Annotated in this window: 20 protein-coding genes and 1 pseudogene; 12 read left to right on the top strand and 9 right to left on the bottom strand. The window is 64.2% G+C overall.

Going from position 1 to position 20,315, the window contains the following annotated elements:
• The first annotated feature begins 49 nt into the window (after positions 1 to 49).
• Complete coding sequence (locus tag IPF76_RS16620) at positions 50 to 1,708, top strand: FAD-dependent oxidoreductase (protein ID WP_293846324.1); 1,659 nt, start codon at positions 50 to 52, stop codon at positions 1,706 to 1,708.
• On the opposite strand, the gene IPF76_RS16615 is transcribed toward IPF76_RS16620, so the two are convergent.
• The 6 genes from IPF76_RS16615 to IPF76_RS16590 form a co-directional block, all read right to left on the bottom strand.
• Positions 1,701 to 2,087: a hypothetical protein gene (locus tag IPF76_RS16615; RefSeq protein ID WP_293846323.1), complete on the bottom strand. Its 387-nt coding sequence runs from the start codon at positions 2,085 to 2,087 to the stop codon at positions 1,701 to 1,703. The two genes, IPF76_RS16620 and IPF76_RS16615, sit on opposite strands and share 8 nt — an antisense overlap.
• A 24-nt stretch (positions 2,088 to 2,111) precedes the next feature.
• Positions 2,112 to 3,284 (bottom strand): carboxynorspermidine decarboxylase, encoded by a 1,173-nt coding sequence (locus tag IPF76_RS16610; RefSeq protein WP_293846321.1) that lies wholly within the window; start codon positions 3,282 to 3,284, stop codon positions 2,112 to 2,114.
• 30 nt (positions 3,285 to 3,314) lie between these two features.
• Positions 3,315 to 4,319, bottom strand: coding sequence for a N(4)-(beta-N-acetylglucosaminyl)-L-asparaginase (locus tag IPF76_RS16605; RefSeq protein WP_293846319.1), 1,005 nt, complete (start codon positions 4,317 to 4,319; stop codon positions 3,315 to 3,317).
• A gap of 38 nt (positions 4,320 to 4,357) precedes the next feature.
• Positions 4,358 to 4,708 carry a DMT family protein gene (locus IPF76_RS16600; protein ID WP_293846317.1) on the bottom strand — a complete coding sequence of 117 codons (351 nt, stop codon included), beginning with the start codon at positions 4,706 to 4,708 and terminating at the stop codon, positions 4,358 to 4,360.
• Positions 4,705 to 5,793: an alpha/beta hydrolase gene (locus tag IPF76_RS16595; RefSeq protein WP_293846315.1), complete on the bottom strand. Its 1,089-nt coding sequence runs from the start codon at positions 5,791 to 5,793 to the stop codon at positions 4,705 to 4,707. Before IPF76_RS16595 ends, IPF76_RS16600 begins: the two co-directional genes overlap by 4 nt.
• Positions 5,794 to 5,892: 99 nt before the next feature.
• Positions 5,893 to 7,101, bottom strand: a complete 1,209-nt coding sequence (locus tag IPF76_RS16590) for a saccharopine dehydrogenase family protein (protein ID WP_293846313.1) — start codon at positions 7,099 to 7,101, stop codon at positions 5,893 to 5,895.
• 65 nt (positions 7,102 to 7,166) lie between these two features.
• Here IPF76_RS16590 and IPF76_RS16585 point away from each other — a divergent pair, with 65 nt between their 5' ends.
• From IPF76_RS16585 to IPF76_RS16560, 6 genes are all read left to right on the top strand, one after another.
• Positions 7,167 to 8,156 carry a pyridoxal-phosphate dependent enzyme gene (locus tag IPF76_RS16585; RefSeq protein WP_293846311.1) on the top strand — a complete coding sequence of 330 codons (990 nt, stop codon included), beginning with the start codon at positions 7,167 to 7,169 and terminating at the stop codon, positions 8,154 to 8,156.
• Between the two features lie 56 nt (positions 8,157 to 8,212).
• Positions 8,213 to 8,653: a hypothetical protein gene (locus IPF76_RS16580; protein ID WP_293846309.1), complete on the top strand. Its 441-nt coding sequence runs from the start codon at positions 8,213 to 8,215 to the stop codon at positions 8,651 to 8,653.
• Between the two features lie 107 nt (positions 8,654 to 8,760).
• Entirely contained in the window at positions 8,761 to 9,354 is a 594-nt protein-coding gene (locus tag IPF76_RS16575; RefSeq protein WP_293846307.1) for a GNAT family N-acetyltransferase, read from the top strand.
• 32 nt (positions 9,355 to 9,386) lie between these two features.
• The gene (locus tag IPF76_RS16570; protein ID WP_293846305.1) at positions 9,387 to 9,974 is read left to right on the top strand and encodes a sigma-70 family RNA polymerase sigma factor; all 588 of its coding nucleotides are present in this window, start codon (positions 9,387 to 9,389) and stop codon (positions 9,972 to 9,974) included.
• Complete coding sequence (locus IPF76_RS16565; protein WP_293846303.1) at positions 9,967 to 10,674, top strand: anti-sigma factor; 708 nt, start codon at positions 9,967 to 9,969, stop codon at positions 10,672 to 10,674. The genes IPF76_RS16570 and IPF76_RS16565 overlap by 8 nt, the downstream gene beginning before the upstream one ends.
• A gap of 86 nt (positions 10,675 to 10,760) precedes the next feature.
• A complete protein-coding gene (locus IPF76_RS16560) occupies positions 10,761 to 11,312 on the top strand; it encodes a fasciclin domain-containing protein (RefSeq protein ID WP_293846301.1) in 552 nt (183 codons plus the stop codon).
• A 246-nt stretch (positions 11,313 to 11,558) separates the two neighbouring features.
• On the opposite strand, the gene IPF76_RS16555 is transcribed toward IPF76_RS16560, so the two are convergent.
• The 3 genes from IPF76_RS16555 to murI form a co-directional block, all read right to left on the bottom strand.
• Complete coding sequence (locus IPF76_RS16555; RefSeq protein WP_293846299.1) at positions 11,559 to 12,248, bottom strand: nitroreductase; 690 nt, start codon at positions 12,246 to 12,248, stop codon at positions 11,559 to 11,561.
• Complete coding sequence (gene hemA / locus IPF76_RS16550; protein WP_293846297.1) at positions 12,245 to 13,465, bottom strand: 5-aminolevulinate synthase; 1,221 nt, start codon at positions 13,463 to 13,465, stop codon at positions 12,245 to 12,247. Before hemA ends, IPF76_RS16555 begins: the two co-directional genes overlap by 4 nt.
• Before the next feature lie 469 nt (positions 13,466 to 13,934).
• Positions 13,935 to 14,741 (bottom strand): glutamate racemase, encoded by an 807-nt coding sequence (gene murI / locus IPF76_RS16545; RefSeq protein WP_293846295.1) that lies wholly within the window; start codon positions 14,739 to 14,741, stop codon positions 13,935 to 13,937.
• Between the two features lie 225 nt (positions 14,742 to 14,966).
• Between murI and plsY the strand changes: the two genes are divergently transcribed.
• From plsY to IPF76_RS16520, 5 genes and pseudogenes are all read left to right on the top strand, one after another.
• Positions 14,967 to 15,569 (top strand): glycerol-3-phosphate 1-O-acyltransferase PlsY, encoded by a 603-nt coding sequence (plsY, locus tag IPF76_RS16540; RefSeq protein ID WP_293846293.1) that lies wholly within the window; start codon positions 14,967 to 14,969, stop codon positions 15,567 to 15,569.
• Positions 15,544 to 16,628 (top strand): annotated as a pseudogene (locus tag IPF76_RS16535) (DNA-processing protein DprA); the annotation flags it as partial. The gene plsY and the pseudogene IPF76_RS16535, both read left to right, overlap by 26 nt.
• A gap of 126 nt (positions 16,629 to 16,754) precedes the next feature.
• On the top strand, positions 16,755 to 18,404 hold the full coding sequence (locus tag IPF76_RS16530; protein WP_293847384.1) for a vWA domain-containing protein: 1,650 nt from the start codon (positions 16,755 to 16,757) through the stop codon (positions 18,402 to 18,404).
• Positions 18,405 to 18,507: 103 nt separating this feature from the next.
• Positions 18,508 to 19,500, top strand: a complete 993-nt coding sequence (locus IPF76_RS16525) for a hypothetical protein (RefSeq protein WP_293846291.1) — start codon at positions 18,508 to 18,510, stop codon at positions 19,498 to 19,500.
• 143 nt (positions 19,501 to 19,643) lie between these two features.
• Complete coding sequence (locus tag IPF76_RS16520; RefSeq protein WP_293846289.1) at positions 19,644 to 20,261, top strand: hypothetical protein; 618 nt, start codon at positions 19,644 to 19,646, stop codon at positions 20,259 to 20,261.
• The last annotated feature ends 54 nt before the right edge of the window (positions 20,262 to 20,315 follow it).

Below are 20,315 nucleotides of genomic sequence, written 5' to 3'. Positions count from 1 at the left end.
TCTGCGCTAAGGCAATACAACTCGCAACGCCGAAAAGGACGCGCGCGCCATGATCACTCCCGCTGACGTGAATCATACTTTCTCCGATACCGAGCTCGAGGAACTACTGGCCTTTGGCACGGTCGAATCATATCGCGCAGGCGACCTGATCATCGAAGAGGGCGCGATGGCGCCCGACTGCATCATCACCCTTTCGGGCCATACCGATATTTTCGCATCGACCGAAGACGGGCGGAAGCGCGTCGGCTGGATGGAGCGCGGGCAGTTCGCGGGTGATTTGTCGGTGCTGACGGGTCAACGCCATCTCTCGCGCGTCGAAATGGGCGCAGATGGCGAGATATTGCGCATAGCGCACGCCGATTTCCAGCGGCTGATTGCCAGCAATTCCTATTATTCGGACATATTCATACGCGTGCTTTCGGCGCGGCGCGAGTTCAGCAACCAGCGCGGCTTTGCAGTGACGATCGTGATCGGCGCTGCGCTCGACCGCAGCGTCTATGCGCTGCGCGACCTGCTCGCCAAACATGGCGTAGCGCATCGCTGGTTTGATCCCGCCGATGGGCCCGTCCCCGCGCACCTTCTCGCCGAGCGCGACATCAGCGAGGAGCAGTTGCCGGTCGTGATTCTCGGCGCCGCCGACCTGCTCGTTCAGCCGACGCCCGAACAGCTGGCAGCGGCGCTGGGACTCGACCTGCTCCCCGACGGAGCGACCGCCGATGTGCTGGTCGTCGGCAGCGGGCCGGGCGGGCTCGCAGCCGCAGTCTATGCCGCATCAGAAGGGCTGACGGTCATCGCGCTCGACGCCCACGCGCCGGGCGGACAGGCGGGCACTTCGTCGAAGATCGAGAATTACCTCGGCTTTCCGACCGGAATTTCGGGCAATGAGCTGGCGCGCCGCGCTACTGTGCAGGCGCAGAAATTCGGCGCGCGGATCGCCGCGCCGGTGCGCGCCGCGTCGATCGTGCGCGACGAGGAGGTGTATTGCCTGCACCTGGCCGACGGGCGCAAGCTCCGCAGCCGCGCAGTGGTCGTCGCGTCGGGCGCGCAATATCAGCGCCTGCCGATCGAGGGTATCGAGGCCTATGAAGGGCGCGGCATCTTTTATGGCGCAACGCCGATGGAGGCGCAGCTGTGCGGCAACGCCGAGGTTACGGTCGTCGGGTCGGGCAATTCGGCGGGGCAGGGCGCGATCTATCTGGCGAGCGTCGCGAAGACGGTCTATGTCATATTTCGCCGCAAAAGCCTGCGTGAAACCATGTCGGATTATCTGGTCCGGCGGCTGGAAGACCATCCGAATATCCAGATCATCCCATCGACGGACGTGATCGCGCTGCATGGCGAGGACGGGCTGGCAGGGCTGACCTATCGCTGCCGCGAGACCGGCGAAGAAGGCCATTGCGATTGCCGCTTCCTGTTCCTGTTCCTGGGCGCCAGCCCGAACACCGGCTGGTTGCCAAATGAAATGGTGTGCGACGAGCGCGGGTTCGTGAAGACCGGCGCCGACATAGCGCCGCTCGAATTGGTCAAAGCCGGGTGGTCACTCGACCGGATGCCGAGCCGGTACGAGACCAGCTGGCCGCGGATCTATGCCATAGGCGATGTGCGCAAAGGTTCGGTGAAGCGCGTGGCGTCGTCGGTGGGCGAGGGGTCGGCGGTGGTCAGCGATATTCATCAGGCGCTGGCGGAAATGGGCGCGCCGGTCAGTTGATGATCGCGTCCATCCTGGCCTCTGCTTCCTCTTCTCCAGCCTGAACGGCCTGCAGGCTGCGGGTCATGACGAAGCCGCCCGAATAGTCGTCGATCGACCAGTGGCCGTCGACTTGTTGGCCATCGGTGCTCAAAATGCCCTCATACGCCACCGCATGCCCATAGGCTGCGTCGCCGTCGTAATATTTGTAGAAGCTCACCGCTGTCCCGCTGCGTGTGCCTCGAACGTCGGCGCGTTCGTCAGCACCGGCGAGAAGATCGGACGCCTCGCTCGTCGAACCTGACAAGGATCCTTGATTGTCGCTGAGGGTCGCGATGAAACTGCATGGCGGCTCCCAAGGCTCGGGATACCAATATTGCCCGATCCATAATCCGGTCATGTCCAACGGGCCCAACATTCGCCGTCACCCCAGCCGCGTCTTGAAATCCTCATAGCCGAATTCGCGGATCAGCTTCAGTTCGTCGGTTTCGCTGTCCCAAAGCCAGATCGACGGCAGCGGGACTCCGTTAAAGGTGTTGGTCTTGACCATCGAATAATGCGCCTGATCAAGGAACGCGAAACGCTCGCCGATGCGCGCGCCGCCGGGGACGCGGTAGTCACCGATCACGTCGCCCGCGAGGCACGACGGACCGCCGAGGCGCACCGGCATCCCTTCGTCGCCTTCACCGAGCATCGCGGGGCGATAAGGTGCCTCGATGACGTCGGGCATGTGGCAGGTCGCAGAAATATCGGTGATGCCGATGGGCATGCCGTTGTCGAACAGGTCCAGGATCTCGCCGACGAGGATGCCCGCGTCGAGTGCGATCGCTTCGCCGGGTTCGATCATCACGTCACAGTCGGTCGCCGCGCGAACCTGTTTCAGGAAGGCGATCAGGTCGTCGACCTGATAATCGGCGCGGGTGACATGATGGCCACCGCCGAAGTTGATCCATTTGAGCCGGCCGAAGAACGGCCGCAACATCGGCTGCACAGCTTCCCACGTGCGCTCCAGCGGCGGGAAATCCTGTTCGCACAGGCTGTGCATATGGATACCGTCGATGCCCTCCATATGTTCGGGGAGCAGCTGGGTGACGGGAAAGCCAAGGCGGCTGCACGGCGCAGCGGGGTCGTATTTCGCGACCTCGCCTTCGCTGTGCATGGGGTTGATGCGCAGGCCGATGTCGAACGCCGCACCCTGCTCGCGGAGGTCGTCGAGCAGCGGGCGGAAGCGCGCGATCTGGCCGGGCGAATTGAAAATCAGATGATCCGATAGCGACGCGATTTCGGGCAGGTCGGCTTCCTTGTAGCCTGCACAATAGGTCGCGACTTCGCCGCCATATTCCGCGCGGCCAAGCTTGGCTTCGTAAAGCCCTGAAGCGCAGACGCCGTCGAGATATTCGGCGACCGTCGGGCCGAGCGACCACATCGAAAACGCCTTGAGCGCCGCCAGCACGCGGGCGCCGGAGGCATCGCCGATGTGGCGTAGCACCGAGAGATTGGCGCGCACCTTCGCCGCGTCTACGACGAATGCGGGCGAGGGGACGCGGGTCAGGTCGAAATGGGCAAAGGCCCCGGGGTCGCCGGCTCTGGTTTCCATGCCGCGCTCTAGCGCAGCGCGCGCGGTCGCTCAAGGCACCGGCGTCTTGACGTTGCCGGCGGCGGTTTGCACCGAATAGCTGAAACCGGCCTTTTCCCAACCCGTCTGCGCGCCGCCGTGCATGCCGTCGCGGCGGATCACCGCGATACCGCCGCTGATTTCATAGCCGGCATCGGTAATGCGCTGAATCGCGGCCTCGGCGGCCGCTTTCGGCTCCATGCCGCCGCGCATCAATTCGACCGCATGATAGGTCGGCAGGAAGCGCATCATCACGTCGCCATTGCCGGTCGCCACTGCCGCGCCGACCGCCTGGTCGACATAGGCGCCAGCCCCGATGATTGGCGAATCTCCCACGCGGCCCGGGATCTTGAATTCGCGGCCGTTGGTCGAGCAGCCGACGCACAGATTTCCGGCGGCGTCGAGCGCGATGCTGCCCACCGTGTCATGACCCGCGAGCTTGGCCGGTTTGCCGATCGGTTCTGACTTGAAGGCGTCCGATTTTTCGCCCTTGGCGGCCCATTTGTCCCACGCCTGCTGTGACACCACGCTGGTCAGTGTCGTTTCGGTGAAGCCCATGCGCGCCGCAAACCGCGTGGCATCGTCGCCAACAATCAAACTGTGCTGCGTCGCTTCCATCACCTTGCGCGCAACCGAGATCGCCTTTTTGACGCGTTTTAGGCAACCGACCGCGCCGGCATCATGGGTCGGCCCCCACATGATCATCGCATCGAGGGTCGTTTCGCCGACCTCGTTCGGCACGCCGCCAGCGCCGACCCAGTAATCGCCGAGCAGTTCGACATGGTTGATCGCGGCCTCGACAACATCAAGCGCCGAGCCCCCGCCCGCGAGCATCGGCCAACCGATCGCGTTGGCTCCCGGACCGAAATCCCATGTCGTCAGGATGAAGGGTTTGCCGGTCGGGATCGCTTTTGGTTTTGCCGGTATCGCCGATGCCTGCGACGCACCGAGCGTCGCCAATCCCGCCGCGCCGACTCCGAACGCGCGCCGCGAAACACCCGTGCTATCTGTTGCCATCGCGCGTCCTCCTGACCGTGAGGCTAGCGGGACTGCGGTCAGGTCGCAATCGGTCCCTTGAAGATGAAGAACGCCCCGGCCGCGATCAGGCCGAAGCCGACGAGATGGTTCATCGTCAGCTTCTCGCCGAGCCAAAATGCCGCGAACCCGGCAAAGACAATCAGTGTGATGACTTCCTGCAAGGTCTTGAGCTCGGCGGCGGTGTACACGCCGTAACCGATGCGGTTCGCCGGCACGGCGAGGCAATATTCGAAAAAGGCGATGCCCCAAGCGATCAGCACCGCGAGCCACAGCGGCCGCGACATATCGCCGAGATGGCCGTACCAGGCAAAGGTCATGAAGATGTTCGAGGCGATCAGCAGGCCGATAGGCACGAGATAGGCGGTCATTTCACCTCCCTTGTCAGCGGGAGCACGTCGCGGAGCAGCGCGGCGAAGAAGTGCCCCGGTTCCTCGACCATCGGCATATGCGCCGAATGTTCGAGCCATACGAGCGACTTAGAAGGCGCTTCAACCCTGTCGAACCATTCGGCGGCCACTGGCGAAGGCACCGTATAATCATGACGGCCGAGCAGAAAGACGAGCGGCACATCCATCGTCCGTATCTTCGTGAAGCTGACATCGGCGAGGCGCGGCCAGAGGGTCGTCACCGAAAACGCGCTTCCCAAGCCCCACGCTTTGCGGTCGGCTTCGCTATATTCGGGCGATAGGCGGGGGGTCTGGAAATAGAGGTTGAGGTCGGGCTTGTTATACATCAGCGAGCCATAGGGAATCGCGTATTTGCGCCAGCCGTCGGCCTTGGCGATGGTGAACTCGCCTTGCGGATAGGGCGCAAGCCTATCGATTGCGGCCACCGCTTCGCCGTCACCGGCAGCGAGCGCCTTGGCGCGCGTCCACGCCATCCCTGTCTTTTCGCCTTCGCGAAAATCGATCCCCTGTCCCACGCCGACATAGGCATAGAGCAGGTCGGGGCGCTTGACCGCGACCGACAGGGCGACGATCGAACCCCAACTATGCCCCATCAGCAAAACCTTGCGCTTCGCGTAGCGCTGCCTGAGCAAGTTGATCAATTCGATGGCATCATCGCGGTAACGCTCGACCGTCATCGTCGGCGCAAGCGTTGCAGGATCGTTCAGCGTATAGGAGCGCCCGGCGCCGCGCTGGTCATATTGGACCACGGTGAAGACGTCTTCCCAGGGGCGCTGGAATGCCCACGCGAAAGGCATCTCGACCGCGCCGGGGCCGCCGTGGACAAAGATGAGGATCGGGTTGTCCTTGTCCGATCCCCGCACATTCACGACCTGCCGCGCCCCGCCGAGCGTAACCTCGAAAGTCTCCTGCACCCCGTTTGGCGTGACGATCTTGCCAATGTCGGCGACGATCGCGCGCGCAGGGGCGTAGGCGTCCTCGGTTTGAGCGGCCGCTGGCGCGGCGAAAGCGGCGAGCAGGGCGACCGCTGCAAATCGCAATTTCATGTCGGCTACCTTTCGTCATTCCCGCCGAAGCGGAAACCCAGTTCCGACGTGGCTACTGGGTTCCCGCTTCGTCGGGAATGGCGAAAAAGGCAAAATCGATCAAAATTCGAGCGGCCCGTCCAGTTCCTTCACCTGCCACGGCAGGCCGTGCTGGTTCAGCATGTCCATGAAAGGATCGGGGTCCATCTGTTCCATGTTGAACACGCCGTCGCCGGCCCATATGTTCGTCACCATCATCGCCGCACCGATCATCGCGGGGACGCCGGTGGTATAGCTGACCGCCTGGTTGCCGGTTTCGGCATAGGCTTCTTCATGGTCGCAGATATTGTAGAGGTAGAGCGTTTTATCCTTGCCGTCATGGCCAAGGCCGGTCGCGATCACTCCGATGTTGGTCTTGCCCTTCGTCGTCTCACCGAGGCTTGAAGGTTCGGGCAGCACGGCCTTAAGGAACTGCAGCGGAATGATTTCGCGGCCTTCGTAGATCACCGGATCGATCCGCGTCATGCCGACGTTCTGCAGCACGTTGAGGTGGGTGATATAGGCCTCGCCAAAGGTCATCCAGAAGCGAATGCGCTTTATTTCGGGAAGATGGGTTTTCAGGCTTTCGATCTCCTCATGATACATGAGGTACATCGTCTTCGGCCCGACCGCTTCGAAATCGAACTGCTGCTTCACCGACATCGGCGGGGTTTCGACCCAGTCGCCATTTTCCCAGTGGCGCGCGACCGCGGTGACTTCGCGGATGTTGATCTCGGGATTAAAGTTGGTCGCGAAATGCTGACCGTGGTCACCGCCGTTGCAGTCGAGAATGTCGAGCGTGTCGATGCGCGCAAAATGATGTTTCTTCAGCCATGTGGTGAATACGCTGGTGACGCCGGGGTCGAAGCCCGAACCGAGCAGCGCCATCAGGCCGGCATCCTTGAAACGGTCGTGATACGCCCACTGCCAATGATATTCGAACTTCGCCTCGTCGCGCGGTTCGTAGTTGGCGGTGTCCATATAATGCGCGCCCGTCGACAGGCACGCCTCCATGATCGTCAGGTCCTGATACGGGAGCGCAAGGTTCACGACATGCGTCGCGCCGATGTCGCGGATCAGTGCCGCGGTCGCATCGATATGGTCGGCGTCGACCTCGGCGGTCTTGATCGTGATGCCGGTGCGCGCTTTCACCGATTCGGCGACCGCATCGCACTTGAACTTGCGGCGGCTGGCCAGCGTGATGTCCGGAAAGATGTCGGGGTTCATCGCCATTTTGTGCACCGCGACTGAACCGACGCCGCCTGCGCCGATCACCAGAACCTTGCTCATCGAAAATCTCCTGTGGCGGCCCGATCGCCGCTTGTCATGTATGAGCGGCGCTATAGGACGAAGCGATGACACAGCAAAGCCCCGATCCCCTGCTCAGCCCTGCCCGCGCGCCGACGCTCGCGGGTGTCGAACGCGCCGCGGCGAAAGTCGCCGAACTGCTGCCGATGACGCCGCTGCTGCCGATGGAGGTTGATGGCCGGACGATCTGGTGCAAGGCCGAATGCCTGCAACCCGTCGGCGCGTTCAAGATTCGCGGCGCGTGGCATCGGCTGACCGACCTCTCGCCCGAGCAGGCGGCCGCGGGGGTGGTCGGGGTGTCGAGCGGCAACCATGCGCAGGGGGTGGCGTGGGCGGCCAAACGGTTGGGCATATCGGCGACGATCGTGATGCCGAGCAATGCGCCGAAGATGAAACTGGCGGCGACGCGCGCGTTGGGGGCCGAGGTTGTCCTGTACGATCGCGTGACCGAATCGCGCGATGACGTTGCGGCGAAGTTGCTGGAGGAAAGCGGCGGGACGCTGGTCCATGCCTATGGCGATCCGTGGATCATCGAGGGCCAGGGGAGTGCGGGAATCGAGGCGCGGGCACAGTTGGTGGCGCGCGGTATCGCTGGCCCCGACAAGGTGGTCGCGTGCTGCGGCGGCGGCGGATTGTCGGCGGGGCTGGCGCTGGCCTGTCCCGATGCGGAGATCATCGCCGTCGAGCCCGAGGGGTGGGACGATGTGACGCGGTCGCTCGCGGCGGGCGAAATCCTGTCGGTCGAGGATCTGGCTTATCCGACCGAATGCGATGCGCTACAGACGCCGCGGACCTGGCCGATCAATTTTACCGTGCTGCAGGCGCGCGGCGTGCGCGGGGTTGTAGTGACGCGCGAGGAAGTGCGCCACGCGATGCGCGTCGCGTTCGAGCGGCTGCATCTGGTGGTCGAACCCGGCGGTGCGGCGGCGCTGGCGGCTGTGCTCGCCGGTAAGGTCGAACTGGGCGATTCGACGCTGGTCACCCTGTCGGGGGGCAATGTCGATCCCGAGCTTTATGCCGAGATAATCGCCGGGTGACGCCGCGCGGGATATCTGCTTCATTTGGTGCGTTGGGACGGCAAAGGAGAAGCGAAATGCAAAAAAGCGTGATTCTCGCTGGTGCAGCGGCACTGGCGCTGCTGAGCGGATGCGAAAAGGCCGAGGCGCCCGCGCCAGCCGACACGACGGCGACTGACGCTCCGGTTGAAACGGCGATGCCCGAAGGAACGGCCACCGAGCCGGCTGCGGCAGCGCATCGCTATGCTGCCTGGGCGGGCAAATGGACCGGGGTCGAGGGCATGTATGCCACGATCACGATCGCCGAGCCGGGCAAATACAAGCTGGAGATGCAGTCGGACCTCGACACCAAGGGAACCTATGATGGCACCGACAGCGATGGCGGCATCTCCTTCAAGCGCGGCGATGAAACGCTGACGCTGGCGGCATCGACTGGCGACGCCACGGGCCTCAAATATCTGGCGGGCAAGAAAGACTGCCTGAAGGTCAAGGATGGCGAGGGTTATTGTCGCGATTGATCAGTTTGGTCTTGCGTCATTGCCAGCACAAAGAAGCAATCCAGCGCTTGCGTAAACCGCTCTGGATTGCTTCGTTGCGCTGGCAATGACGACGGGGGAGGCGCGAAATGGACCAAGTCAGCGTTGCTTCGGCAGACGATCAACCTGCTCTGATCGAGACACTCGCGCAGGCCTTCCAGACCGATCCGGCGCTGTCCTGGATATTGCCCGATCCAGCCCACCGCGCCCGCGCACTACGCGGATTGTTTCGTACCCTCGTGCCCGCCGACATGCGCGCCGGTGTGGCGCTTCGCTCCGCAGGCGACGAAGCGGCGGCATTGTGGCGCGCCCCGGGGCAGGCACATGGTGGGACGCTTGAATTCCTGCGTACCGTTCTGCCGCTGGTCGCCACCTTCGGCACCAATTTGCCGCGGGGGCTTAAAGTCCAGGGTGGCATCGACGCGCACCGGCCTAACGGCCGATTCTGGTATCTCCACTATGTCGGCGTCCGCACCGCGCATCAGGGCAAAGGTCATGGTGGGCGGATCATTCGCGCGCAAACCGCGGTTGCCGACGCTGCGGAGCTGCCATGCTGGCTCGAAACCGCGACGCCCGCAAATGTTGCGCTTTATGAACGGCTGGGCTTCGTCACGCAGGTCGAATGGGATGTGCCGGGTGGCGGGCCGCATTTCTGGGGCATGATGCGGTCGCCCGCCGCTTGAATATTCCCGTCACTTCTCTACCACTTGACGGCGTGGACAGCACCCAATGGTCATCAGGCGCGGACGAGGCGCGCGCGCGGCTGACGGCAGCGCTGACCGCCGTCGGGCGCGGCGACCGTGTGGCGATGCGCCAAGTCTATGACATGACCGCCGCGAAACTATTTGGAATCTGTCTCCGTATCTGTGGCGAGAGGGCCAGCGCGGAGGATGTTTTGCAGACCGTCTATATCAAGGTGTGGGAGCGGGCGGGGCAATTCGATGCCGCGCGTGCCAGCCCAATCACCTGGCTGGCGACGATCGCGCGCAATGGTGCGATCGACTGGCGGCGATCGGTTGCCGGTCGTGCGGTCCGCGATACCCTGCCCGAACAGGCATCCTTTGCGGTGGCCGACGACAGTCCGCTCGCCGATCAGTCGCTGGTCGCGGCGGAGGACGGCGCGCGGCTCCACCACTGCCTGGATGAACTCGAGGAACGCAGCCGCACGTCGATCCGCGCGGCCTTTTTCGATGGATCGACCTATGCTGAGCTGGCGGAGCGCGAAAATGTGCCGCTGGGGACGATGAAAAGCTGGATTCGGCGCGGGTTGCTGCGCCTGAAGGATTGTCTTGGCGATGGATGACCATCTCACGCCCGCCGAGGAGCGCGACGCGCTCGCCGCCGAACTGGCGCTCGGCCTGCTCGAAGGGCAGGCGCGCGCCGATGCGCTGCGGCTGGCGCTGAGCGATCCCGCCTTCGCGGCGCAGGTCGCGGCATGGGAGGCGAAGCTGGCGCCGCTGCATGACGAGTGGGCCGATGTCGAACCCGGCGCTACCGTGTGGAGCGGGATCGAACGGCAGCTGACGGATGCGCCCAACGACAAGGTCACCGCGATCGAAACGCGTTTGCGCCGGTGGCGCGCCGGGGCGCTGCTGTCGGGCGCCGTCGCGGCGGCGCTGGCGTTCGTGATGATCACTCAGCCCGTGCCACCACCAACGCCTGCCGCGCCGCAACTCGCGGTCGCACGGATCGAAAGCAATGCCGCGGGGCCGCTGGTGCTCGCGCGCTACAACCAGAGCAATGGTCTGATGCAGCTGCGCATCCAGGGCTTTGAGTCGGGAACGCTGGCGCCCGAGCTATGGGTCATTCCGGAAGGTGGGCCGCCCGTCTCGCTGGGGCAGATCGGCCATGCGGGTGAGGCCGAAATGACGATGCCGCCGCCGCACCGGCTGCTCATGACCGAAGGCGCGACGCTGGCGATCACCATGGAGCCGGTGTCGAAGACCCCGCATCCGGCGCCCAGCAGTGCTGCGGTCGCGTCAGGGAAAATCATCACTATCTGAGGTCGCTGTGCATCCGATGGCGGATCGGTGCCGTAGCTGCGCCGCATTCCGCATTTCCGGGGTGCCAGAAACCAGAGGATTGTATCATGAAACTTTCCAAACTCTCCGCGTCGCTCGCTGTTTTGATGATGGTTGCCGGGGGCGGCGTCGCCCTCGCTAACCCGATGGTCGGCGGTGCCGCGATGTACGAAACCAAGAACATCGTCGAAAATGCCGTCAATTCAAAGGATCACACGACGCTGGTCGCCGCGGTGAAGGCCGCCGGCCTGGTCGACACGCTCGCCAGCCCCGGCCCGTTCACCGTGTTCGCACCGACCAACGCCGCGTTCGGCAAGCTGCCCGCCGGCACCGTCGATACGCTGCTGAAGCCCGAGAACAAGGGCACGCTGACCGCCGTGCTCACCTATCATGTCGTACCCGGCACGCTGACTGCCGCCGATCTGGCCGCCAATGCGCAGGCCAATGGCGGCAAGGCCGTTCTGACGACGGTTCAGGGCGCCAAGCTGACCGTGTGGGGCAAGGATGGCAAATGGTATGTCACCGACGCCAAGGGCGGTCAGGCGCAGATCACCATCGCTGATGTCAAGCAGTCGAACGGCGTGATCCACGTTGTCGATAGCGTATTGCTGCCGGGCTAACCCCTTCGTCCGGTAACAGGTGCGGTCCGTCCACTTCCCTCCCGGGACGGGCCGCATTGCCGGGTCGATTATACCAAGACCTAAATGAACTCGCGAGCGGCGTAGCCAACGGCCAAGCCGAAAATGATGGCAAAAACCGCGAGGCATCCGAGCGTTGGCCAGCGGTGGTGTCGCAGCCCCTGGTCGAGCTGTTTTGCCAACAAAAGGTCGATGACAGCTTGGATAGCGGCCGAGCGAATTTCCCGATCAGTCGTCGAAGCCCACGAATCGCGCGGCATCGGCGACGCTCTTGCGGTTCGACACCACCGCATTGGCGGGGAAGTCTTCATCGGGCCAACCCAGCGCGACGCAGATCATGATCACCTGATCGTCAGGAATCTTCGCATGCTCGCGCACCACCGGGCTTTGCATGATGCCCTGGCTATTGATGACGCAGCCCAGCCCGCGCGACCAGGCGGCGTTGACCAGAGCGTTGGTGACAGCGCCGCAATCGAAGGGCGCGATATCGCTGCCGAGCAGGACGCGGTCATAGGTCACGACGACGCTGACCGGCGCGTCGAACTGGCGAAAGCCGCGCAGTACCCAGTCCTGCCGCCCGTCCTTGTCGTCGCGCTCGATGCCCATCGCGCCGAACAATTGCTTGGCAACCTCGATCTGGCGACCGCGATGTTCGTCGGGGACGACGTTGAAAGTCCGAAATTCGCGGCTGTCGGGTTTGCCCGCCAAAATGCCGTCAGTGTTGCCGCGGCGGATCGCATCGAGCGGTTTGCCGGTGACGACCGAGAAATTCCAGCACTGATTATTGTAGGACGAGGGCGCGCGCATCGCGACCTCGACGATCTCGGCGATCAGTTTCTTGGGGACAGGCTTGTCGAGGAAGCCGCGGATCGAGCGGCGCCCCAGCACGACATCGTCAAAACCGATTGCTTGGTTCACGCAGCCTCGCGCAGTTCCAGCTCCAACCGGCCCCAGATTTCGACCAGCGCGCTCGTCAGTTCGCGCATCATCGCCTCGTCATGCGCCGGGCCGGGAGTGAAGCGCAGCCGTTCGGTGCCGCGCGGCACGGTCGGGAAATTGATTGGCTGCACATAGACGCCATATTCGGCGAGCAGAATGTCGCTGATCTTTTTCGCGCGCACCGGGTCGCCGACCATCAGCGGCACGATGTGCGTCGTTGAATCCATCACCGGCAGACCGGCGTCGCGGAAACATGCCTTGAGATAGGCGGCGTTGGCTTGCTGTGCCTCGCGCTCGACGCTCGAGCTTTTCAGGTGGCGGACGCTGGCGAGCACCCCGGCGACGAGCACCGGCGACAGGCTGGTGGTGAAGATAAATCCCGGCGCATAGCTGCGGATCACATCGATGATATTCTTGTCGGCAGCGATATAGCCGCCCATCACGCCGAACGCCTTGCCCAGCGTCCCCTCGATGATTGTCACCCGGTCGGCGGCTTCGTCGCGGTCGGTGATGCCGCCGCCGCGCGGACCGTACATGCCGACCGCATGGACTTCGTCGCAATAGGTCAGGGCATTATATTTGTCGGCCAGGTCGCAGATCGCGTGGATCGGGGCGACATCGCCGTCCATCGAATAAACGCTTTCGAACGCGATCAGCTTGGCGGCTTCGGGATCATCCTCCGCCATCAATTCTTCGAGATGGGCGAGGTCGTTGTTGCGCCATACGCGTTTTTCGCAGCCAGAGTTGCGGATGCCCGCGATCATCGAGGCGTGGTTGAGCTCGTCCGAATAGATGATGCAGTTGGGCAGCAATTTGCCGAGGGTGCCGAGCGTCGCCTCGTTCGAGATATAGCCCGAGGTGAAGAGCAGCGCACCGTCCTTGCCGTGCAGGTCGGCAAGCTCATGCTCGAGGTCGATGTGATAATGGGTGTTGCCGCCGATGTTGCGGGTGCCGCCAGATCCGGCGCCCACGTCGTGCAACGCCGATTCCATCGCTTCGACGACCTTGGGGTGCTGGCCCATCGCGAGATAGTCGTTTGAGCACCAGACGGTGATTGGTTTCGGGCCGTTGTGACCGGCAAAACAGCGGGCGTTGGGAAACGAACCGCGGTTGCGCAGGATGTCGATAAAGACGCGATAGCGCCCCTCTTCGTGCAGCCGGTCGATCGCGCGAGCGAAGATATCGTTATAATTCACGTTCCAGCCCCGCAGTCCAGGTGCCAAATCCAGGCATTTTTGCCGCTCGTTCAGGGCGACTAATAACAGGCGGGCCAATAAAGGTGAATTGGGTTGAAATCCAGTGCGAACGATTCGCAAGTCATTGCGTCGTTCAGTGTGATCAATTGCACCGGTATGTTGACCGTAAGCAGCTAACATGAAACTCGAACATGCGGTTGCGATGGACATGCGGCGATCCGTGTTCGGGGACCGGCACTCGGTGCGCGGCCTGGGCGTCGCCCGGCGCTGCAAATGCAGGTTGGGGCCCGTCCGACAAAAGCCCGTGTGTTTGCGGTGGTCGCCTCCACGTCGCATCGAATGGAGACGGGTTCGGTTGCACCAACCCCGTTCGAGCGGCGGGGTTTCCAAAGGTGCGCTTGCTAACACAGGAGGGTCCGGAAAGCGCAGGATCGCGCGTGGTTGAGCGCGTGCGGTGCGGGAGCCCGGATTAGGTCGTTTCGATCCGGTTGATGCCGTAGGGCGCTAGTGCCGCGAGCGGCGGTGGCGGTCGGTCGGCGCTGCGAGTGAACACCGCGAGGCCGGGGGTTGCGGTGGTGGGCCATGGCTGGCCTTGCGTCAGGTCGGCGATCCGCCGCGCAATGCCGTCGGCGCCGTCGATCAAGAGCACGCCCGGACCAGCCGCAGCCTGCAATTCGTCGGCCAGCAAAGGGAAATGGGTGCAGGCAAGGACGATAACGTCGATCGCATCGCCGCCCGGTTGATCGCGCAGGCCGGCGATGGCGCGCGCGATGACAGCGGGGTCGAGCTGCTCGCCGCGCAGTTTGGCCTCGGCGCCGGTGACGAGGCCGGGGCTGCCGTGACGCAGCACGGTCTTGCCGCTCGCAAAGCGCGCGCTGAGGTCGTCGACATAGGGCTGGCGCACGGTCGCTTCGGTACCGAGCACGCCGATGACCCCGCTTTTGGTGAGTGCCGCGGCGGGCTTGATCGCGGGAACGGTGCCGACGATCGGCAGGTCAAGAGCGGCGCGAACGTGGGCGAGCGCGATCGTCGAGGCGGTGTTGCAGGCAATGACCGCGAGCCGCGGCTGGTAGCGTTCAACGAGACGGCCGAGCAGCGCGGGGACGCGCGCCGCGAGTTCAGCCTCGCTTTTCTGGCCATAAGGCAGGCCGGCATAGTCGGCGGCGTAGACGATCGGCGCGGTCGGCAACCGCGCGCGGGTCGGACCGAGCACGGTGAGGCCGCCAAGGCCGGAGTCGAAGAACAGGATAGGGGCGTCGGCGGTCGGAGCGTGCATGGCCGGGGCGTAGCAGGGGGGAGGGCGACGCTCAATTGCATCTCGTCGCCCCCGCGCAGGCAGGGGCGGCAAGAGGGCTTCAACCGCAGGTGAGACATGGGACGATGGTGGGCTCCGTCTCCACGCGAACGACGGTCGTATCCGTTTTGACAATCAACATGCGCGAATCCGTTGATTGCGCCCGCCAACTTCGCCACACTCGCTGCGAACGGAGCAAGGATCGGAATGACGACTTTATCGCTGATCGCCATGGGTTATTTGCTCGGCTCGATCCCCTTTGGCGTAATCCTGACACGCCTGTTCGGCGCCGGCGACCTGCGCCAGATCGGGTCGGGCAATATCGGCGCTACCAATGTGCTGCGCACTGGCCGCAAGGGGCTGGCGGCGGCGACGCTGATCCTCGACGGCGCGAAAGGCGCGGTGGCGGTGGTGCTGGCGCGGCAATTTGTGCCTGAACTGGGCGATCAGGGCGCGATGATTGCAGGCGCCGCGGCGATGATCGGCCATTGTTATCCAGTATGGTTGAAGTTTCGCGGCGGCAAGGGGGTTGCCACGCTGCTCGGCCTTGCGCTGGCGCTCGCCTGGCCGATCGGGCTGATCTTTGCTGTGGTGTGGATCGGCGCCGTACTGTTCCTGCGGATTTCGTCGCTGGGCGGCATGCTCGGCGCGGTCGCGGCGCCGATTGCGGCGCTGGCGCTGGGCTATCCGGTCTATGCGATCGGTCTCGCCGGACTCGCAGTGATCGTGCTGTGGCGGCACCGTGAGAATATCGCGCGGCTACGCGCCGGGAACGAACCGCGGATTGGCGGCAAGAAGGAGCCCGCATGACCCACGCCGAGCGGCTGGCGCGGTTGCGTTGATCCGCACGCCGCCTGTCGGCCCGGTCAGCCGGCACCAGCTGATGCAGCGGTTGGGATCGGGCGAGGCGGCGCTCGACGCGCTCCCCGACCTGGTGCTGCGCGGCGGCGCCGGGACGGTCCAGGTTGCGCCAATCGAGGTCGCCGAGCGTGAGCTTGCCCGCGCCGGCGAGCTCGGCGCGCGGCATATCTTCAGCGACTAAGCCGACTATTCGCCAATGCTGCGCGCGGTCGAGGGCGCACCGCCGGTGGTTACGGGGCGCGGGGATAGCGCGATGCTGCGGCGCCCGTGCGTGGCGGTCGTCGGTGCACGCAAGGCCTCCGCGAACGCGTGTCGGTTTGCACGCCAGCTTGCCGCCGACCTGGTGGCACGCGATGTCACGGTATTCAGCGGCCTGGTACGCGGTGTCGACACCGCGGCGCATAGCGGCCTGCTGGGCGGATCGACGGTCGGGGTGATCGCGAGCGGCATCGACATCGTCTTTCCGCCCGAAAATGCCGCGCTGCCGGAAAAATCGCGACCGACAGTTGCTGATCGCAGAACAGCCGCCGGGCAGCGAGCGGCTGGCGCGTCACTTCGCCTCGCGTAACCGCATCATCGCCGGGTTGGCGCATGGCACGGTGGTGATCGAAGCGGCACCAAACTCTGGATCGTTGATCACGGCGCGGCGGGCAGGAGACTGGGGGAGCGAGGAGATAGCGGTCGCAGGATCGCCACTCGACCCGCTCCCCCAAGGCTGCAATCTGTTGAACCTTGAGGGTGCTACGTTGATCCAGACTGTCGATGACGTGATCGAGCCGGGGGATCCGATTGATACTCGGCATGTGCGCGAACTGGTGCGTGGTTATGCGGCGGCGGTCGATAGCGAAGTGGGTGACGGCGACCGGAGGCGCGTAATCGACATGCTCGGTCCCACTCCGGTGGCTATCGAAGAACTGGTGGGACAATCGCGACAGCCCGCGGCCATGGTGCCCTGTGCTGCTCGAACTCGAACTGGCGGGGCGGGTAGAACGGCACGCAGGGGCCAAAACTCACTGGTGTGAGCCCGCGCACCGCGCACCAGCTGGCAAAGACATAACCATTCATCGCGGTTCAGCCACGGTTCAGCGGTCGAGCTTCAGTTTGATGATATTGTGTTACATCGCGGGGAGTGGGATGATGCGAAGCCGATTGATGACGAGCGTGACGATGGTCGCGGTACTGGCGGCCGCACCCGGGCCGATGCCCATTTCGACGGCGCAGGCAAGGTCGGTTACGGGCCAGGGCTTTTGCCGCAACGCCGATCCGCTGCCGCGGCTCGATCCCGAAGTTCACCCACAGCAACAGCAGTTGGACGGAGCGATCAAGGCCGAGGGCGGCAGCAAACGCGATCGCTCGGACAGCATGGCGTCCGAGCCTCCTTCTCTCCTCCTCCTCCACCACCACCTCCTCCTCCACCTCCACCTCCACCTCTCTCCTCCAATGGCGCCACCGTCCCCCGACTATGACGGCGGAGTGGATGAAGCGGCTATCGCCGTTACGGGCTCGCGAAGCGCGAGACCCATGCTGGAGTCGGCCAGTCCGGTAACTGTCATCGGGTCGGATATGACCAGCGGCTTGCCCGCCTCCGCGCCTCCCGTAACCGGATCGACCACAGATTCGCGCGTGCCGCCGCCGCGCCCCTATCCGCGCCCACAGCCGCTACCGCAGTCGGGCATCCTGACCGCGGGCGAGCATGACGATTTGCTCAACCCCGAACTTTATGCCGCCTATGTGAACCGCAGCGGCGATTTGGGGCAGGAGGTGCGCAACCTGCCGCGCGTCGACACGACGCGCGTCTTGACGGTGAAAGTCGCCGACCGCAGCGGTCAGCCGATCCCGTTCGCCGACGTCACCGTCACGTGCAGCGATGGCAACAGCATCACCATGGCAACGCAGGCCGACGGCAATGTTGTGTTCTTCCCCGGCCTCGACCGGCTGAGCGAACGGATCACGGTTTCAGCGCGCAAGGCGGGGCAGACGATTGCCGACGCGCGCCCGGTCCTCGTCGCCAACGCGGCGGGCGGCCAGCTGGTCGGCCTGACCGCCAATCAGGCGGCGACGAAAGTGACGAAACTCGACCTGATGCTGGTCGTTGATACCACTGGAAGCATGGGCGACGAGATCAGCTATCTGCAGTCGGAGCTGCGCTCGATCATCGCGTCGATCACCGCGAAACACCGCCAACTCGACATCCGCATCGGCTTCGTCTTTTACCGCGACTTGGGCGATGAATATGTCACCCGCACGGTTGTCTTCGATCGCGATGTCGGGCGCGTGCAGGGGGCGCTGGCGCGACAGAATGCCAATGGTGGCGGTGACTATCCCGAGGCGATGGACCAGGCGATGATCCGTGCGGTCGGGCAGGATTGGCGTCCCGATGCGGTCAAATCGCTGTTGCTCGTCGCCGACGCGCCGCCACACGACCAGCTGTTTGGACGCACCTGGCAAGCCGCCGAAGCGGCGCGCGCCAAGCGGATCCACATTACCCCGGTCGCCGCCTCGGGTGTCGCCGACAAGGCCGAATATGCGATGCGCGCGATGGCGGCGGCGACCCAGTCGCGGTACCTGTTCCTGACCGATGACAGCGGGGTGGGCAATCCGCACGCCGCGCCAGCGGTCGATTGCTATCTGGTGACCAAGCTCGACGCGCTGGTGCGCCGCGTGATCGACACCCAGATCAGCGGCCGCCGCATCGAACCCGAGGATCAGGAAATCATCCGCAGCGTCGGCAGATATGACGCGGGCAAATGCATCCTGCCCGCCGACTTCCAATGGCAGAATTGATCCGAGATTGACTTGGCCCCGCATCTGACCGATGCGGGGGCGTGGGTTGCTTCGGGGGAGCTCCGCTGCCGGACATCGGTTTGCGGGGTCGGAGGACCATTTCATGAAAAAACTGCTGTCGGCCATCGCGGTGATCGCGATGCTTGCCCAGCCCGTCGTCATCGCCGCCAAGGACCAAGAACCGGTCAAAATTGCGGGTCCGGCCAATGCGAAGGGCGTGACGTCCGTTACCGTAGGCGCGTTCAACGTCGGCTTTATCTTTGAATCGACCGATCAAACCAAGGCATCGGGCGGCCTGATGGGCGCGTTCGGCGGAACGACCAAGGCGAAGAGCGAACTCGTCGGGGTGACACCCGAAATGATGCAGGCGGTGACCGACGCCGCCTATGCCGATTTCGTGGCGCAGCTGGCCGCCAGCGGTTACGCGGTGCAGCCCGCTGCCGATCTGTTCAGCCATGCGGCGCTGGCAAAGACCAAGTCGCAGGATGTTCCGCTCGACATCAACATCGCGCTTGAAAAGGGCAGCAAGGGCAAGGCGACCTATTACAAGCCGTCAGCGCTTCCGTCGCTGTTGATGATTCCCGGCGATTTCCTGGGATCGGGGATGAGCAGCATGGGCATGAACATGGCGGCGGGACAGGCGAGCGGGGCATTGTCGCAATATGCAAAGGCGGCGGGCGTTGGGGTGATCGATGTCGTTTATCTGATCGACTTTTCGGAACAGAAGCGCCCGGGCGCCTTCAGCTTTGGCGGCATCCAGGTCAACAGCGGGCTGTCGGTGACCGCCGACTATTCGCGGATCACGTTGATCGCGCCGACCGGCAAGCAGTCGGTGATTACGGTCAAGGCGCCGGTCGCGGTCGAAGGCGAATTCATCGACAAGGCTGACGCGTCGAGCGGCGCCGACAAGGCGCTGCAATCGACCGCCAACGTCGCCGGCGGTCTCGCCGCAGCGGCGGGCTTTGGCGGGCTGGGCTTTGGCAAAACGCGCAAATTTGCCTTTACCGCCAAGCCGGGCGCTTATGAAGAGGGCGCAGCGAAGGCGGCGAGCCTGGCCAGTACGATGCTGATCGGACGGCTCGGCGCGCTGCGCTGATCGGGCGGCGGTCGGGCGCTCCGAAACTTCTTGACGGAGGGACTGGACGCCCGCCACCCTCGCGCGCATTTGGGCGAGGGGAGTTTCGGTCCATGCAATTTGATGCGAGCCTACTGGTTCCGACCCTCCGACGAAGCTGGGACATGGCGGCGGCCATGCCGGGCACCGTGTTGGTCGGCTGGCTGGCAACCGCGGTAGCGGGGATTGCTTCGGACGTTGCTTTTGACCGGATGGGTGACGTGGGCAACCTCGTCCTGATCATCTACGGCATTCTGATCACATTTGTTCAGGTGTGGATTACCCGCGAAGCTTTTAAACAGGTCGGCATTGCGCCCGCCCTCTTGGTTGGCAATTCGTTGAGCGTGTATTTGCAGGGCGTTTTGATCGGACTTGGGATCTTGCTGGGAATCGTCCTCGTCATCCTGCCTGGGCTCTATGTATTCGCGCGGTGGTACCTCGCGAGCGCGCTTCTGGTGCGTTACGGCAGTGGGCGCCGGGCTGCGATGCAGCGGAGTTGGGATATGCTGGCGGCGCACTGGCCCGCCGCGCTGGGCGTCGGATTGATTCTCGCGGCGCTGTCTGTTGCGCCGCTGGTCGTCGGGGAGGTGGCTCCCGCGCTGGCGGTCGAATATGGGTTTGGATGGTTGGCCGCGACCAACCTTGTCGCGGCCGCGGGGATTGTGGGCGGCTATCTGGCAGCGGTGAGCCTGTTGCTGAACATCGAGCAACCCGCTCCGGCCTTGCAGGAAATTTTCGGTTGACGCGGCGCACGGCGACGCCACCCTCACGCGTACGTACGTAAGGGACAGCAAGGA

The organism is Sphingopyxis sp., from assembly GCF_016704835.1.
Classification (GTDB): Bacteria; Pseudomonadota; Alphaproteobacteria; order Sphingomonadales; family Sphingomonadaceae; genus Sphingopyxis.
The sequence above is the reverse complement of the archived record's forward strand: the minus strand, read 5'-3'. Positions and strand labels throughout refer to the sequence as shown.

Bases quoted from the DNA above. Each gene is read 5' to 3' on its own strand.
- IPF76_RS16565 (WP_293846303.1), top strand. From the start codon at position 9,967: ATGGATGACCATCTCACGCCCGCCGAGGAGCGCGACGCGCTCGCCGCC.
- IPF76_RS16615 (WP_293846323.1), bottom strand. From the start codon at position 2,087: ATGACCGGATTATGGATCGGGCAATATTGGTATCCCGAGCCTTGGGAG.
- IPF76_RS16600 (WP_293846317.1), bottom strand. From the start codon at position 4,708: ATGACCGCCTATCTCGTGCCTATCGGCCTGCTGATCGCCTCGAACATC.
- IPF76_RS16520 (WP_293846289.1), top strand. From the start codon at position 19,644: ATGGCGGCGGCCATGCCGGGCACCGTGTTGGTCGGCTGGCTGGCAACC.
- plsY (WP_293846293.1), top strand. From the start codon at position 14,967: ATGACGACTTTATCGCTGATCGCCATGGGTTATTTGCTCGGCTCGATC.
- IPF76_RS16580 (WP_293846309.1), top strand. From the start codon at position 8,213: ATGCAAAAAAGCGTGATTCTCGCTGGTGCAGCGGCACTGGCGCTGCTG.
- IPF76_RS16530 (WP_293847384.1), top strand. From the start codon at position 16,755: ATGATGCGAAGCCGATTGATGACGAGCGTGACGATGGTCGCGGTACTG.
- IPF76_RS16560 (WP_293846301.1), top strand. From the start codon at position 10,761: ATGAAACTTTCCAAACTCTCCGCGTCGCTCGCTGTTTTGATGATGGTT.
- IPF76_RS16525 (WP_293846291.1), top strand. From the start codon at position 18,508: ATGAAAAAACTGCTGTCGGCCATCGCGGTGATCGCGATGCTTGCCCAG.
- IPF76_RS16620 (WP_293846324.1), top strand. From the start codon at position 50: ATGATCACTCCCGCTGACGTGAATCATACTTTCTCCGATACCGAGCTC.
- IPF76_RS16605 (WP_293846319.1), bottom strand. From the start codon at position 4,319: ATGGCAACAGATAGCACGGGTGTTTCGCGGCGCGCGTTCGGAGTCGGC.
- IPF76_RS16590 (WP_293846313.1), bottom strand. From the start codon at position 7,101: ATGAGCAAGGTTCTGGTGATCGGCGCAGGCGGCGTCGGTTCAGTCGCG.
- murI (WP_293846295.1), bottom strand. From the start codon at position 14,741: ATGCACGCTCCGACCGCCGACGCCCCTATCCTGTTCTTCGACTCCGGC.
- IPF76_RS16610 (WP_293846321.1), bottom strand. From the start codon at position 3,284: ATGGAAACCAGAGCCGGCGACCCCGGGGCCTTTGCCCATTTCGACCTG.
- IPF76_RS16575 (WP_293846307.1), top strand. From the start codon at position 8,761: ATGGACCAAGTCAGCGTTGCTTCGGCAGACGATCAACCTGCTCTGATC.
- IPF76_RS16595 (WP_293846315.1), bottom strand. From the start codon at position 5,793: ATGAAATTGCGATTTGCAGCGGTCGCCCTGCTCGCCGCTTTCGCCGCG.
- IPF76_RS16585 (WP_293846311.1), top strand. From the start codon at position 7,167: ATGACACAGCAAAGCCCCGATCCCCTGCTCAGCCCTGCCCGCGCGCCG.